The sequence below is a fragment of the Vallitalea pronyensis genome, assembly GCF_018141445.1.
GTDB classification, from domain to species: domain Bacteria; phylum Bacillota; class Clostridia; order Lachnospirales; family Vallitaleaceae; genus Vallitalea; species Vallitalea pronyensis.
The window spans coordinates 1,164,638-1,179,071 of the sequence record NZ_CP058649.1; the positions used below are offsets into that span (position 1 = coordinate 1,164,638).

13 protein-coding genes are annotated in these 14,434 nt (G+C 32.8%); 12 read left to right on the forward strand and 1 reads right to left on the reverse strand.

Annotation, left to right across the window (positions count from 1 at the left end):
• Positions 1-190: 190 nt before the first annotated feature.
• The 5 genes from HZI73_RS04810 (at position 191) to HZI73_RS04830 (ending at position 5,521) form a co-directional block, all read left to right on the forward strand.
• Entirely contained in the window at positions 191-682 is a 492-nt protein-coding gene (locus tag HZI73_RS04810) for a sigma-70 family RNA polymerase sigma factor (RefSeq protein WP_212697125.1), read from the forward strand.
• Positions 675-1,577: a DUF3298 and DUF4163 domain-containing protein gene (locus HZI73_RS04815; protein ID WP_212697126.1), complete on the forward strand. Its 903-nt coding sequence runs from the start codon at positions 675-677 to the stop codon at positions 1,575-1,577. The genes HZI73_RS04810 and HZI73_RS04815 overlap by 8 nt, the downstream gene beginning before the upstream one ends.
• 201 nt (positions 1,578-1,778) lie before the next feature.
• A complete protein-coding gene (locus HZI73_RS04820; RefSeq protein WP_212697127.1) occupies positions 1,779-4,106 on the forward strand; it encodes an S-layer homology domain-containing protein in 2,328 nt (775 codons plus the stop codon).
• A gap of 187 nt (positions 4,107-4,293) precedes the next feature.
• Positions 4,294-4,830, forward strand: a complete 537-nt coding sequence (locus tag HZI73_RS04825) for an RNA polymerase sigma factor (protein ID WP_212697128.1) — start codon at positions 4,294-4,296, stop codon at positions 4,828-4,830.
• The gene (locus tag HZI73_RS04830) at positions 4,802-5,521 is read left to right on the forward strand and encodes a hypothetical protein (RefSeq protein WP_212697129.1); all 720 of its coding nucleotides are present in this window, start codon (positions 4,802-4,804) and stop codon (positions 5,519-5,521) included. The genes HZI73_RS04825 and HZI73_RS04830 overlap by 29 nt, the downstream gene beginning before the upstream one ends.
• A 35-nt stretch (positions 5,522-5,556) precedes the next feature.
• Here HZI73_RS04830 and HZI73_RS04835 read toward each other — a convergent pair whose 3' ends face one another.
• Positions 5,557-5,997 (reverse strand): hypothetical protein, encoded by a 441-nt coding sequence (locus tag HZI73_RS04835; RefSeq protein ID WP_212697130.1) that lies wholly within the window; start codon positions 5,995-5,997, stop codon positions 5,557-5,559.
• Between the two features lie 602 nt (positions 5,998-6,599).
• Between HZI73_RS04835 and HZI73_RS04840 the strand changes: the two genes are divergently transcribed.
• From HZI73_RS04840 to HZI73_RS04870, 7 genes are all read left to right on the forward strand, one after another.
• Positions 6,600-7,295 carry an HAD family hydrolase gene (locus tag HZI73_RS04840; RefSeq protein WP_212697131.1) on the forward strand — a complete coding sequence of 232 codons (696 nt, stop codon included), beginning with the start codon at positions 6,600-6,602 and terminating at the stop codon, positions 7,293-7,295.
• Positions 7,296-7,453: 158 nt separating this feature from the next.
• Positions 7,454-9,595, forward strand: coding sequence for an ADP-ribosyltransferase (locus tag HZI73_RS04845; RefSeq protein ID WP_212697132.1), 2,142 nt, complete (start codon positions 7,454-7,456; stop codon positions 9,593-9,595).
• Positions 9,596-9,606: 11 nt separating this feature from the next.
• Positions 9,607-9,786 carry a hypothetical protein gene (locus tag HZI73_RS04850; protein ID WP_212697133.1) on the forward strand — a complete coding sequence of 60 codons (180 nt, stop codon included), beginning with the start codon at positions 9,607-9,609 and terminating at the stop codon, positions 9,784-9,786.
• A gap of 446 nt (positions 9,787-10,232) precedes the next feature.
• On the forward strand, positions 10,233-10,559 hold the full coding sequence (locus HZI73_RS04855) for a hypothetical protein (protein ID WP_212697134.1): 327 nt from the start codon (positions 10,233-10,235) through the stop codon (positions 10,557-10,559).
• Between the two features lie 86 nt (positions 10,560-10,645).
• Positions 10,646-10,894: an Imm59 family immunity protein gene (locus HZI73_RS04860; RefSeq protein ID WP_212697135.1), complete on the forward strand. Its 249-nt coding sequence runs from the start codon at positions 10,646-10,648 to the stop codon at positions 10,892-10,894.
• Between the two features lie 91 nt (positions 10,895-10,985).
• Positions 10,986-11,258 (forward strand): hypothetical protein, encoded by a 273-nt coding sequence (locus tag HZI73_RS04865; RefSeq protein WP_212697136.1) that lies wholly within the window; start codon positions 10,986-10,988, stop codon positions 11,256-11,258.
• A 915-nt stretch (positions 11,259-12,173) separates the two neighbouring features.
• Positions 12,174-14,270, forward strand: a complete 2,097-nt coding sequence (locus HZI73_RS04870; RefSeq protein WP_212697137.1) for an S-layer homology domain-containing protein — start codon at positions 12,174-12,176, stop codon at positions 14,268-14,270.
• Positions 14,271-14,434 lie beyond the last annotated feature (164 nt).

Here is a 14,434-nt window from a genome sequence, read left to right on the forward strand (position 1 = left end):
AAAAAATCCATATGTGTTTGTTTGTGGCTAAGTAAAAACGTTCAGGCGTTTTTTACTTAGCTTTTTTAAACCTAAATATTACTAAAAAAAGAGTTAAACATGTATGCTAAAATAAAAAAAGAAAATTTTTTTGAAACTTTTTCACGGCCTAGTCTATCTAATAGGTGTCAAGAGAAAGGAGTTAGGGCAAGTGATCGACCAGCTGGAAGAAAAATATATACTCATGATGAAAGAAAATAAAGAAGAATTCTATAAATTAGCCTATAGTCATGTAAAAAATGAGCATGATGCCTTAGATATCATTAGTGAAGCCACATATAAAGGCTTGCAAGCTCTCCATACATTGAGAGAAGCAGAATATATGAAGACCTGGTTTTATCGTATACTAATTAATGAGAGTATTAAAGTACTGAGAAAAAAGAAGAAAATCATATATGATAATCAATACATCGAAACAGTTAGAGAAAAAGATGTAAACCATGAAGAAATCATGGATTTACACCTTGCAGTTGATAAATTGCCTGAAAAATATCGATCCATCATTATATTAAAATATCTTAAACAAATGCAAATAGAACAGATAGCCGATATATTACAATTAAATCAAAATACAGTTAAAACCAGGCTTAGAAGAGGCATTAAACAGCTGAAACTTTTAATGGGAGGTTATAAGTGTGGATGATCAATTAAAACGGTTAAGTCAGTTTTATGATAACATCGATATACCGGACCAATTGGGTCACGTTATTGATGAAGCAATCAGTAAAGGAAGAATAAGAGAGGTAAAACATATGGATAATCATATAAATAGGAGGCATCGGTTACCTATGTGGATAAAAAGAGTAAGTGCAACAGTTGCATCATTACTCATTATCTTAGGCATTACAGTGAATGCAAGTTCGACAGCAGCTGAGAATATATATAAAATACCTATACTTGGTGACATCGCCAAAGTCATGACGTTTAGGGAATATATCATAGATAATGATACCTCCATAGGGGAAGTAAAAGTACCGAAAATTGGGAATGTAGAAAACAAAGACATTGAAAAACAAATTAATGACATGATTACTGCTCGTGTTGATGCTCTAATTGAAGAACAAGCACAGTTAGATGCAGCGTATAAGGAAGCGTATCTAGAGACAGGTGGCACGGAGGCAACCTATCAAAAAATTGAAACGACCATTGATTATAAAAAATATTATACTTCTGATAAAATCCTATCCTTTCAAATCTATAAATATCAAACATTAGCCCCAGCATACAACGACATACTGTATTACAACATGCATCTTAAGACAGGTGAGACACTGACCCTTAGAGATGTATTAGGCGATGATTTTGCTCAAGTTGTCAAACAATCCGTTGAAAAACAAATGTTAAGTCGCATGGAAAAAGAAAACATTCTATACGATATAGACCATTTTAAAACCATGGAAATCTCTGAAGATAGAGGTTTTTACATTGAGGGAAATGGCGACATTGTAGTTGTATTTCCTAAGTATGAAGTGGCTTCTGGGGCAGCAGGACAACAAGATTTCATTGTAGGTCATATCCATGAGGCATCATTTAATTGAAGGGATTAATAGGGATAAGCGGATTATATCGCCTCTATTATTTCCTACTATGTGCTGTAAAAGGCTAAAAATAAGGGTATTTAACCTCTTAATATGTGTGTAGATAAAAAAGATAAATATTTATAAGAAAAGGTGGAACTTTTTCCCATGGCTTCACGTCTAATCTTTTGAAGAAACAAAAAACATAGGAGGTTGAAGACCATGAAAAAACTGATAAAAAAATCAGTAGCAACAGCACTAGGTGTAATCGTATTGTCACAAGGTATATATGCTAATGGATTACCTACTACAGGTAATATGGACTTAATAGCTAAAACAGATAAGCCAGTATTGGCAAAAGAATCCATAGAAAAGGCAATACTCGCAAAAGAGGAAGTAGAAAAGGCGATCTTGGCAAAAGGTGATATGAGTAACATTATCCAATTGGATGATGTGGTAAAAAAAGTTGCCAAAGAGATGAAGCTTCCAGCAGGTTATAAGGTTGAGGACACTAACCTTAGCACAGATGACATGTATCTTAAAAAGGTATGGCATATATATTTTACTGTAGGTGAAGACAGCATTAATGTGCAAGCAGATGCTGAAACAGGTGAAATATTAGCTTTTGAGACCTGGCAAGGTAACAATAAAAGGGTTTTCACATACACAAGAGAAGATGTTAAAAAAACAGTAACGGATTATATCAATGCACATTATGGTGATATCAAAAATGATATCGTTGAAATCGACGAGAAAGACCATGATAAATTAACGACTATTTATCGAAACAGTAACGACCATAAGTTTATTTTTGCAAGAAAAATAGGTGGCGAACTGTTCCTGAATAATTACATTACCATATCTGTATCAGGCGTCACAGGTAAAATCGTATCTTTACAGAAAAAATGGGATGATGTCAGTTATAATAAGAAAACAAATATTCTGGCTGCAGAAGAGGCAATGAAATATTTTAAAGACCTTAAAGCCGTAAAAATCAAATACATTAATGTATACGATGATGATAAAAAAACATTAAAACCCGTATATTATTTTGATGAAACGAAAGATGGGTTATTGAATGCCCACAATAAAAAATTCTATACAGAAGAAGATATTTATGGCTATAACAACAGAGGAAACATAAAATACACCAATGAAACAGCTAAAGAAGAGATGGCTGATAAAGATGCAGGTGGTATGGGTCAAGAAACCATTCCAGAAGAAGGTGTTGTTTCTAAAGAAGCAGCAGAAAAAATCATTATGGAGCATATTGCTGCAATTACAGACACTAAGGATAGTAGGGTTGCCTACAGCCACTATCGCACTTACCATAACGGTGAAGAAGGTAAATTCTGGAGTTTTAACATTGAATCAGAAGATCCTCAGTTCTTTGCGAGTGCTGTTATGGATGCAGAAACCAAGGATGTTCTACAAGTAAGGTATCGTGTGAATGACATGATCATCTATCCTATGAAAGATGGTGAAACACCAAAAGAAGCGCTTGTTGGAAAAGACACCAGTGACATAAAGGTTGTAGAAGACAAGGCAAAAGCACTTATGCTTAAAATGTTCCCATCATTGAAAAATGAAAAATTAACCATTGAAGCAACAACGGAAGATGACAGAACCATCATAACAGGTACACGTAGCATTAATAATATACCTTATTATGAAAATGGTTTTAACATGGAATATGATGCTGACACAGATACATTTACATCCATTTACTACAATTGGGGTTATAATTTATCAATAGAACAACCAAAAACAATGATCAGTGCTGAAGAAGCTACCAATATCTTCTACAAAGAAGTGGGCGTGGATAAGCACCTGATTCAATTGAAAGATAAGGAAAAAGAACAAAAAGAGAACGTTATTGTTCCAGAAAAAGAATTAGTATTAGCATATGGTATTAATCCATATCCATTCAATTATATTGATGCAGCAACAGGTAAAAAACTTCATTATAGTGGGGAAGTTTTCGAAGGTCGATTTGATGAGGTAAGGGTATTTGAAGATATAGATGGTCATACTTACGAAAAAGCGATTAAATTGATGAACAAGATGGGCTTTGTAAAAGCTGACAGTGATAACTTTGCACCTGCAGGCGTACTTAAGAAAAAAGATGCTATCAAATGGATTGTACTAACCCTTAAGCGCCAATACGGTTATATACCATCAGCAAGTCGTAACTATAAAAGCATTGAAAAGTTAACATTCAAAGATATCAATGAAGATGATCCATATTATGAATACATTCAAGAAGCTGTTGTCATGGGTATTATAGAAGATGCTAACTACTTTAACAAAGATAAAGGCGTTACCATGGTTCAATTGTTAAAATGGATTATCAACGGCATGGGTCAAAAAGAATTAGCAGAATCAGATATCTTCAAAGAGATTGAAGGCATTACAAGTAAAGATAATGGTTATGTAGGGTTAGCAAGATACTATAAAATCGTAGATGAGAAGTCAGACCTTACAAAAGCATTAACAAGAGGTAAAATTCTTCAAACATTATATGATTTCATTTATGAATTAGAGAACTAGACGACTAAGACCTTTAATCCCCATGGATTAAAGGTCTTTTGTTGTTCATGTATGATTTACCGTTTTCAATAAAAAATTTCCATGGAATAGAGGACATTGCTTGACAAATCATGGTGTTTAATGAGAAAATAACTTTGTATAGTCAATGATAACTAACACGTAATATTTACTACAGGAGAGTGGCACTATGCTAAAAGTCGATAACGGTAATGAAGATTTGTATCAATACTTGTATGATAAATATTATAGGCTCGTCTATACGACATCATATAGGATTCTTAAGAATAAAGAAGATTGCGAAGAAATTGCTCAAGATGCTTTTCGCATCGGTTTTAAAAACATGAACAGAATAAAAGATACAGATCATTTTCGCAATTACATACTTAAGATTACCTATAACATGGCCATTACGAAGGCAAAGGAAAATAAGAATAGGCATAATTTATTTCCTACGCCTATTAATGATGAGATAAGTAGTGATAAAGATATCATTGGAGAAGCATTCGAGGATATCTATATTACACAGATACTAGAAGAGTTATCCATTATCGACAAAGAATTAATACTATTACATTCCCAAGGGTATAAGTTGAGGGAGATAGCGAAGATATTAGGCATATCTTTACCTTATGCCAAAGTTAAGTTACATAGAACCAGAAAAATCTTATGGGATAAAATGGAAGGAGCGGTCATTAATGAAGCACGAGAAGAACAAAGTGTATGATGAATTAGATCGCAGACTTAGAGCTTATGCAGATAACAGTATGAATGCCATACCTATAGATGAGACAGTAAAAGATAGAATTTGGAATAACCTCAATCACGACATCCATGAACAGACAATGAAAAGAAGATATAGGGTTAGAAAAACTTATAGGCTTGCATTTATCATCAGCGTAGTTCTGGTGCTGATCGTATCATTAGATTTATCCAGTAATGCTAGTTTGTTTAAACGGTTGTTGACGACGATTACTGGTGAGACATTGCAGTTTCATTCAAGAGATGTTGATAATACAACAGTGACTTTTGATGAGGAAGTTTTAAACAAAGTAAACGGAATTAATGAAGAACAAGGGACTCAGTACGTCTGTCCAATCAAAATAGGATCATATGACTTAGAAAATATTGTGGGTAATGAAATTAATTTAGCAATAAACTTGGTTGATGATAATAATCAAACAATTGATATTACACAAAGGTATATGGAAAATGGTGATTCATCTATTGAAACAATCGTTACTTTTAACAATGACTTTTTCGAGAGTGAAAAAATAAAGAGTAAAGGTATAGAATATCAAATTTTTCATAATGATCAATTAACAGCAGGTATTTTTACTGTAGGTGATATAGAAACTTTAGTCACTGGATCAAATTATAATGACGTTATCGAGGTATTATTAAATATGAGAGAATAAAAAAATAGTTGGTATATACCAACTATTTTTTTTTATTAATGTGCAGAAGTAATATGTTGTTTCATATGTGTAACACCCTCATGAGTTGCATAATGATTAAATATAGCTCGATGTGTGTCGGATGAATCAATGCCGTAGTGGCTTACAATTTTCGTCATTGAACTGGTGTTATATTCTGTAAATGTATATTTTTTTAACTCAACCCAATTACCGTTTACAAGTTTTTGTACGTAAATATCTGTTTTTAACTCATCAACAGTCTGACTAGCATATGATGATGTTGTTAATGAAATATATGTGGGCTTTTCAGTTATGTTATCAATAATTAATGGTAATAAATCATCACTACTATTAACTGAGCGGAAGAGGATAGTACCTGTTCTGTATTCTTCCACAACTGTGTCTTCATTTGTCTGAGCATAAGCTCCAATACTAAAAATACTTAACATTAATACCGTTAATACTACTACTCTCATTTTCCTCATTTTTAATCATTCCCTTTCATTATAAATTATAATTTTATATCTTTATAAGGTCGAATGACCTCTTCATTTATATAAGGGGCGATTCTCTTAAAAAGGTTACAAAAGAGACAAAAAAACTTAAAAAAATCAAAGGAATATTGACAAATGACAAAGTAAAATTAAGAATATTTTGGGTTTAACGTTGAATAACATAAAAAGATGAATTTTTATCAGGTAATAGAGGTTTTATGGGGTGGCGTATAATTCGTTTAAAACGGATTAGTACTTGTAGACAAATAACCCTCTTTATTATTGTTATTCGCTGTCATATACATATTATTACAGTTAATCATTATTTGCAATCATATAATTATTAGCCAAGTGTATGATTGAAAAGTGGTTTGGGTGTTAATTAATGATTCATTCCATTTTTTTATGATACAATAATAAGGTATGTACAGATTATTTTAAGAAAGAGGCATATCATAATGAAAATACTCATTGTTGGCATTGTTGCAAGTGGTAAAACGTAGGCAATAAGGTCATCTATTTAAAATCCCCAAAAGCAGTAAAGACATGGCTTAAAAAACTAAAATACCAAGGGAGTGATTTCATTGATTAAGGCTGTAGGATTTGATTTAGGCGATACATTAATAGGTTATAAGGACGTGCCATCAAATTGGCAAGGACTTTATTCAGAAGCTTTGTTAAAAGTAGCAGATGCATGTCACATACAATTAGATAGTGATGACTTAAAGATAGCCAAGGAAATTTTATGTACATATAATACCAGAATTAACCCAAGAGACGCTGAGGTAAAAGCAGATCAGATATTTACTGAAATATTAAATGCTTGGGACTTAGAGTATTCACATTACCTAGATGTAACTTTAGAAGCATTTTTTACTTTCTTTCAACGCAAATCTTATTTATACCAAGATACAATTGATATAATGCGTTATTTAAAAAGTAAAGGTATAAAAATTGGGATATTGACCGATGTTCCCTATGGTATGGGCAAGGGTTTTGTAGATAAGGATATATCACCATTTAAAGAGCTAATAGATTGTTTATTGACATCTGTTGAAGTAGGGTATAGAAAACCTAACCCCATAGGATATGAACGTTTAGCTCAAGGTTTAGATACCTTACCCAAACACATGATTTATGTGGGCAACGAGGAGAAAGATATCATAGGCGGTAAAATAGCAGGTATGCGTACTGTTTTTGTGGATAGATGTAGCAAAGACGTAACATTTGAGGAAGATTATAGATGTCATTGTTTATCCCAATTAAGGGAAATATGTTAAAAAGTCATAAACACAAGATGCTTTTAATGGAAAATATGCAGTTTATCCTCTCAAACGTACCGTTCGTCAGATTCAGTTGAAAATCATAGCAAAAAATGATATGGTGAAGATGTTCGGAGATAGAACATTATATGTAATCTATGATAAGGAGGAATGTGTTGAGTAATCTAAAAGTACAAACGAAGAGCTTAAGTAACAAGGCTTCTTCCATTAGGCTTATGGCATCAGATATGGGTCATTTTTATAAAAAACTGATGTACATAAAACATACACTGGATGATGATGTAACATATAGACAAGATGTACAAAAATCCTTTACACAATGTCTACAGGAACTTCATCAACTGGAAGGTGCAGCAGCAATGTTAGCACAATTCATGTTAGACTCAGTCCATGCCTATAGCCAAGCGGAACAACGCCTGCTCACCATGTTTGATCAATTAGATGAAGGGACACAACATGAAATAGGGTCACCAAGGAAAGCTACACCAAGTATTGAAGCACCTCTACCAAGACGGTCTTTTAGCAGAGCATCCGTAGAACACCTAGCAGATGGAGGGGGAGCCAATAAGCAGTACACCGACCAAGATATTATAGACTTAAAAAAGACCATGCAAGCTATATTCAAGGACTATCCTGAAGTGCACATACCCATTGAAAACAGCCAAGGGAAAATAGACGCCACCATGGACTATGAATTTGATGAAGCCATCATCTGGTTTCTAAGAAATCATGATGCTTATTACCGGTCAGGCTATTTAGAATTCGTTTATGATGCCTTACCCGAACAATACCGTATGATGGTATTGATGCATTGGATTGAACTTATGAAAGAGGGCGCACGGATTGACCGAGGAAATCTTCTACCAGAAGCATATTTTGAAAGCATCCCTCCAGTACCATTCAGAGACAAAAAGCTAGGAAATATCACAGCCGAAAATAAATACACCAGTGAAGATGCTTTAGCTTATTTTAAAACATATTACTATCCCATGGACGCTCTCTATGAAATCAACCACAACAACTTCCCAGAAGAAATAAAAGACGTCCACTATTTACAATGGGCAAGGTTCACCTATGGGTCAAGTAAAAAAGAAGAGAAAGAAGAGTTTGTATTTGGGTTCTTCTATGGCTTATTTACATCACCCTTAAAAGCTGTTATGGATACCATTGAAGGTATCTACTCCGTATGTACCAATTATGAACAAATACTGCCCTTCCTATCTTTTATGGCAGCGGTACCTTTCTCGTCTGAAAAACAACAGCTGTTAGCTCAGATGATTGAAGAAGCCATTGAAGAATGGAAGTTAGCTTACAATGGGGCAGACCCAGCAGAAAAAGGTCATATGATTGGCTCACTCATTGGTGAAACCATCATGATAGCCATTGAAGCAGGAGCAGCGGTAAAAAGCGTAGCAGGAATCGTAAAATTTATCAAAAATGGTGGATTCAGACGTACATTTAAACAAGTGTTGAAGATGGGAACAGGACTTAAAAAGATACTAAAGATGACACCAGATGAACTACTAAGCACCGTCAAAAAAGCAATAAAACTCGATACAGGTTATCAATTCACCATGCTGGATGACGAGATTGTTCATGTACCATTCGATGACTTGAACATGACCCAGAGGAAAAAATTTGATGGCCTAGTGGATACCCATCTTAAGAGGGATGTTATACCTGATAGGATAGATGGGGAGGATGTTGTTGATTGGATGGTGGATGGGGCTAATGAGACAATTGATTTTAATCATTTCACTGATGCAGTTGATGCAGAAAAATTTGGCTCACAAGCTTTCTCTACGTGGAAAGATTCTCTAAGTACATCAGAAATAGATGCAATATTAAAATATACTGGAAATGATCACTTTGAGAATATAAATGCAGTTCTCAGAGGTATCGAACCAGAGTTTATAGGAGAAAACAGAATGATAGTTAGTGAATTATCAGAAGCACTGAGTAAATCTAGTATTCCAAACGACATTACACTGTTTAGAGGCACATCTCTAGATGCTCTAGGTGAATACAAGAACTTACCTGTTGATGAATTAGTTGGTAAAGTTATTACGGAAAAAGCGTTTATGAGTACTAGTATGATTAAGGATAAAGCATTTAATTATAAAGACCTTATTCTAAATATTGATGTTCCTTCAGGAACACAAGGAGCTTTTATTGGTAATTTAAGTGCTATCCCTTCAGAAGTAGAAGTTTTACTTAATAAGGGACAAGATATGATTATTAAAAGTGCTAAAAAAGTTAATGGGAAACTTATTCTAGATGTAGAAATTATTAATTAAGGAGAATGCATATGAGCGAACCAAGATGGACTAGTGATATCAAAGGAGCATGGGAGATTAATGTTTTACAATGTGAAACGTGTAAGTATAAAAACAAAAATCCTATGGTATGCGAAATGTATCCAAAGAGGAAACCAAGAGAAGTATTAAAAAGATTAGAGCCTTGTCCAAAATATAAAGAAAAAGAGTAGAAGTAATGTCTGTAACGTAGTATATAATTATATAGAGATAATTGATGAGCGGTTATATTCAATGCTGGTAATAAAAAATACATTATATTAAATACATATTTAGATAAGCTATGGGCATTTCAAGTAGCATTAAATTACAGTCTTGAGCTTGATAATTTCTACCTTATTAATAAAGAATTAATTGACAATGTAATAATAGCAGATGAGTTAGGAAAGGAATATTTGCATAATTTTCTTGAGTTAAGCAAGTATGATAATTAGTGGTGTAAAGGCAATTAATCGTACATAATTATTTCTAAGATTTAATAAGGGCTGTCCTTTGATAGCCTCTTCTCTTTTATATAATTAAAATTCATTTTAGTTCAGTAAGTTAGGTTTTCTTGGGCTAGAAACATATCTTTAATAAAGCAATAGTGGTAGTTATACTTAAATAAAGGAGAGGTAATATGGATTTAAACGAATTGTTACAAATATTAGAAAATCATTTTGGCAAGAAAGCAAGACATTATTCTTTAGATACAGAGTTAAATCAAATTAAGTGTATACTGTATGATTCATTTGTGTTTAAGTGTCAAATTGATAAGAGATATGGTACATTTGGTGGAGGTATTGTATTAGACGATCATGAAAGTATTTTAATTAATTTCTTTGGTAAGAAGCTCTCACTAAATTCTGATGAACTATCCATTAAAAGTAATCTTGATATTATAGACCATTATTGTAGATTAAGATTACCCAATAAATTTATAGAAATGTATAATCAGTCCTATTAGTCGATAAGTGATGGCGTTTGCCACTAATATCGTAAAAAACTATAGAGCATAGCCAGCTTCACCAAGATAAATAATAGGAGGCTACTATGAATAATGATGAAATATTAATGATCATCAGAGAAGAAGGTTTAAATTATTATAATTGGTATAATAGCAAAAAAGTCAAATGTAATCAGGTTTGCATTGATTTAAAAGATGACCATTGGATCGTGTTTACCACTGATGAAAGACAACATAGAATATCAGAAAATGCTTTTGATAATGAAAACGATGCCTTACAAGAATTCATTAAAAGGTTGAGGGCAAGTAATAGGCGAAGAAAAAAGAGAAATTAATGAGAGTATATTAGTAATACAAATTATTGTGGCAGTTGATATTTTAATAGTGACGATATAAAAATGTATAGCTCTATTTTAGGGGGATAGTATGAATCATAAGAACCAATTAATTGAACTATTAGAGAGAGCAATAATAAGAGTGAGCACATTAATATCTAAAACAAAGCATATAGAATTTCTTAATGAATTCAGATCAACATTAGAAAAAATAAAAGTTGATGCTATGCATGATAATATTCCAAAAACAGGTACGCCTAGGGGGCTTACTAAATGGCTAGGTGAATATATAAATCAAATAGATGATAAATCTTTTTTGAACCTAGTTGCTCAGATTGATGAGTTACTTGCAACTTATTATTAACCCATATTACGTATAGTGAAAGAGAGTTACTACGGATATTATGGAGAATTCATATGAATGAACTAAGTTGGACAAGTGAGACTACATAAGATTATCTTGAAAAGCAACTAAAGAAACTGGAAAGAAAATAGGTGAAAGGTGATGACCAGCTAATCAATCGCCACACTACAATATATTTTATATAATCAAAAGCAGTGAATTTGACATTATAGTCATTTCACTGCTTTAGTTCTATTGTTGCCATAGAACGCCTTACCCTTGTATGCAATATACATATGATATCTTTCTAAACTAGTAGCCAAAACAGAAATGCTCTATTCTAAATTCCATATCAATAGCCATCCAGTGAAAACCCAATAGGGTCAAAGCCTACGAAACGGTTCTAAGGTCTTCCCCCCTTTTTTTTATCGCCCTTTGGGCGAAAATTATGTATGGCATTACTTAAGAAAATTGTTGCCTATCTAAGGTTAATTCCCGATAAGGTTTACCTCTCATATAAAATATTTTAATCATTACACCTATCATAGGTATTATATGGTGTCAATCATTATTTTCCATATTTAGTTAGAGCATTTCAAATATCTTTTAAAGTTTAGTTCTTTATATAAAACAGTTGTTAAAGAATAAATAATAGTGAAATCTAACCATTTGGTTAGATTTTACTATTATTTCTATTTGAATTGGTATAATGGCATATAGGAACTAAGAACTATGAAGTTGAGCAACTATCCTACTAGTTCTATAATTTGAGAATCCAATGATCGGAGTAATGGACGACAATGGGTTTATCAGTTTACCGTAAAAAAAGATAATAATTATTGACGAGGGTGTGATGTATGGTATAACAAAAAGCGATTACAAATGTAAGGCGTTTTTGGACTTTAAAATAAAATAATGATTAGGAGATGGCAAAAAATGAAAAAGAAATACTTAAAAATGTTCGTTTCTTTAGCATTAGTTATGGTGTTAGGGATAACCAGTTATGCTGGAGATTGGGATGTTTCCACGGCCCATACATGGGCTCAACCAGAGATTGAGGAAGCTTATGCCTATGACCTTATGCCTGATAGGTTAATGGATGTTAATCTAAGCGATCAAATCACACGAGCTCAATTTGCTGCATTAGTAGTTAAGATGTATGAGACTATGACAGGTGAATCAGTCAATGAAGCTCCAGCTAACACGTTTACAGATTCCAATGATACAGATGTTTTAAAAGCCAATACCCTTGGTATTATGAAAGGGTCTAGTGGTAAGGCGAATCCAGGTAATCTAGTGACTAGGCAAGAAATGGCAGCCATGTATTATAGAACCCTAGTTAAAGTGTATGGTTATTTTGGTGAGGAGATCAAAGCAACAGATGGTATTTTAACAACTAATGATAAGAGTTTAGTGGCTAATTGGTTTATAAAAGAAGTGGATTATATTAATGAAAATAATATAATGAATGGAAGTAATGGTAATTTTAATCCTTTAGATAATGCTGGTATTGAGCAAGCAATCGTCGTTGTAAAAAGAGTGTATCAAGACGAATTGGATCTGATAAAAGGTACCAGAAAAATTGATTTATCAAAAGGGTATACCTATGCAGCTGATTCCTATGGCAAATATTTTACAGTAACCTATACTGCAAATGGTAAAAGCAATACAATAAAAGCAAATGAGTACACAAGTTTGAAAGTGATTTCAAATGATAAAGACAATAAGAAAATCTATTATACTGAAAACCATGATGATGCAATTGATGAAAATGGTGTAAAAAATTATAGCTATAATGTAGCTACGAATGAAGCAACATGCTTAGATGAATATTTGGGATACAAGGTATCGAATGCAGTGCTTATTGAAAGTAGTCAATACAAAGGTTATCTTTTAGTATATCCATTAGGAGATTCAGTTAATGTATATTCTCATGACTTAGAATTAGTATGCACACTTGAGGGAATGGTCACGACTGATAATGCCAATACAATGATTCATAATAAGCTGAATGAGCCTGATGACTATAAACAAGGTTACACAATCAATGATGATGGTCAAGGAAATATCTCAGTGACCTTTAATAACACAGGAAATACAAAAGTCATTATGGCACCTAATAAAACTCATATGAGTAACGGTAGGAAAGCAAAAGCGCTCAATGATTATTCAAAAATCTTCTTTTTAGCTGATACCTACGAGTTTATTAGTGAAAATGTCGTATCTTATTATGATTTTGAGGACGATAGATATAAACAACTTGGAGCAAGACAAAAAGATAAAATGGATTTTAAAATTATCCAATATAAAAGTAGTGAAACCAACGAAATACTTGAGTACGTAGTGGTGGATACAAATAAATCAACTTATGATGTATATACTGATGATGGTGAATTTTTCACCAATAAAGTATATGCTTTTGATGATACTACCATAAACGCAAACATAGACGCCTATCTAAACCGTGATTTTAAAATAGTTGCAGACGGGAAAATTATTGCTGATAATAAATTCAATTATGCATATACGTATACTTTGGGTAAAGAGTGGATAAGCTCAGACGACTATGTAATAGCGTTAAAAGATAAAGGCGGTCCAACATTCTATACCCGAGATCTTTATAGGTACCAAGATGATGCTGTGTATGAGTGTGATATGGAAATTCTTTCAGATGAAGAGGATAACGGTAATTCAGGCATTGTTTTTAATGTTCAAAGCATTAGTAAAGGTAATGATAATTATAGAGGTTATTATGTAGGAATAGACCTTTACAAAGATACTTTAATATTTGGAAAAGCCGATTATAATTGGCAAAGCTTAAAAGAAGTTAATATAAGTAATTATAGCATTAAAAAGGGTGATAGATTCACATTAAAAGTTGTTAAAACAGGCCGTAATATAAATGTCTTTATTGATGATCTCCATGTACTTCATACAAGCGATAGTTCCTATCCATATGGTGGTGCATTTGGTTTGAGATCGTGGAACGCAGATTGCAAATACTACAGTATTACAGCATCGCCTAGTAATTAATGTACATGGTGGAGGATGCATCAATCATGAGGTGTTCTTGGTAGTAATATTGAGTTATTTTGGGGTATAGGTTTAATAATATAGCCTAGTATACGGTTTTGTATACTAGGCTTCCATTAATTTTTATCATACTCACTCAAACTTCGCACTTCATAAATACTTGT

Bases quoted from the DNA above. Each gene is read 5' to 3' on its own strand.
- HZI73_RS04820 (WP_212697127.1), top strand. From the start codon at position 1,779: ATGAAAAAACTGATAAAAAAATCAGTAGCAACAGCACTAGGTGTAATC.
- HZI73_RS04825 (WP_212697128.1), top strand. From the start codon at position 4,294: ATGCTAAAAGTCGATAACGGTAATGAAGATTTGTATCAATACTTGTAT.
- HZI73_RS04830 (WP_212697129.1), top strand. From the start codon at position 4,802: ATGAAGCACGAGAAGAACAAAGTGTATGATGAATTAGATCGCAGACTT.
- HZI73_RS04835 (WP_212697130.1), bottom strand. From the start codon at position 5,997: ATGAGAGTAGTAGTATTAACGGTATTAATGTTAAGTATTTTTAGTATT.
- HZI73_RS04850 (WP_212697133.1), top strand. From the start codon at position 9,607: ATGAGCGAACCAAGATGGACTAGTGATATCAAAGGAGCATGGGAGATT.
- HZI73_RS04855 (WP_212697134.1), top strand. From the start codon at position 10,233: ATGGATTTAAACGAATTGTTACAAATATTAGAAAATCATTTTGGCAAG.
- HZI73_RS04860 (WP_212697135.1), top strand. From the start codon at position 10,646: ATGAATAATGATGAAATATTAATGATCATCAGAGAAGAAGGTTTAAAT.
- HZI73_RS04865 (WP_212697136.1), top strand. From the start codon at position 10,986: ATGAATCATAAGAACCAATTAATTGAACTATTAGAGAGAGCAATAATA.
- HZI73_RS04870 (WP_212697137.1), top strand. From the start codon at position 12,174: ATGAAAAAGAAATACTTAAAAATGTTCGTTTCTTTAGCATTAGTTATG.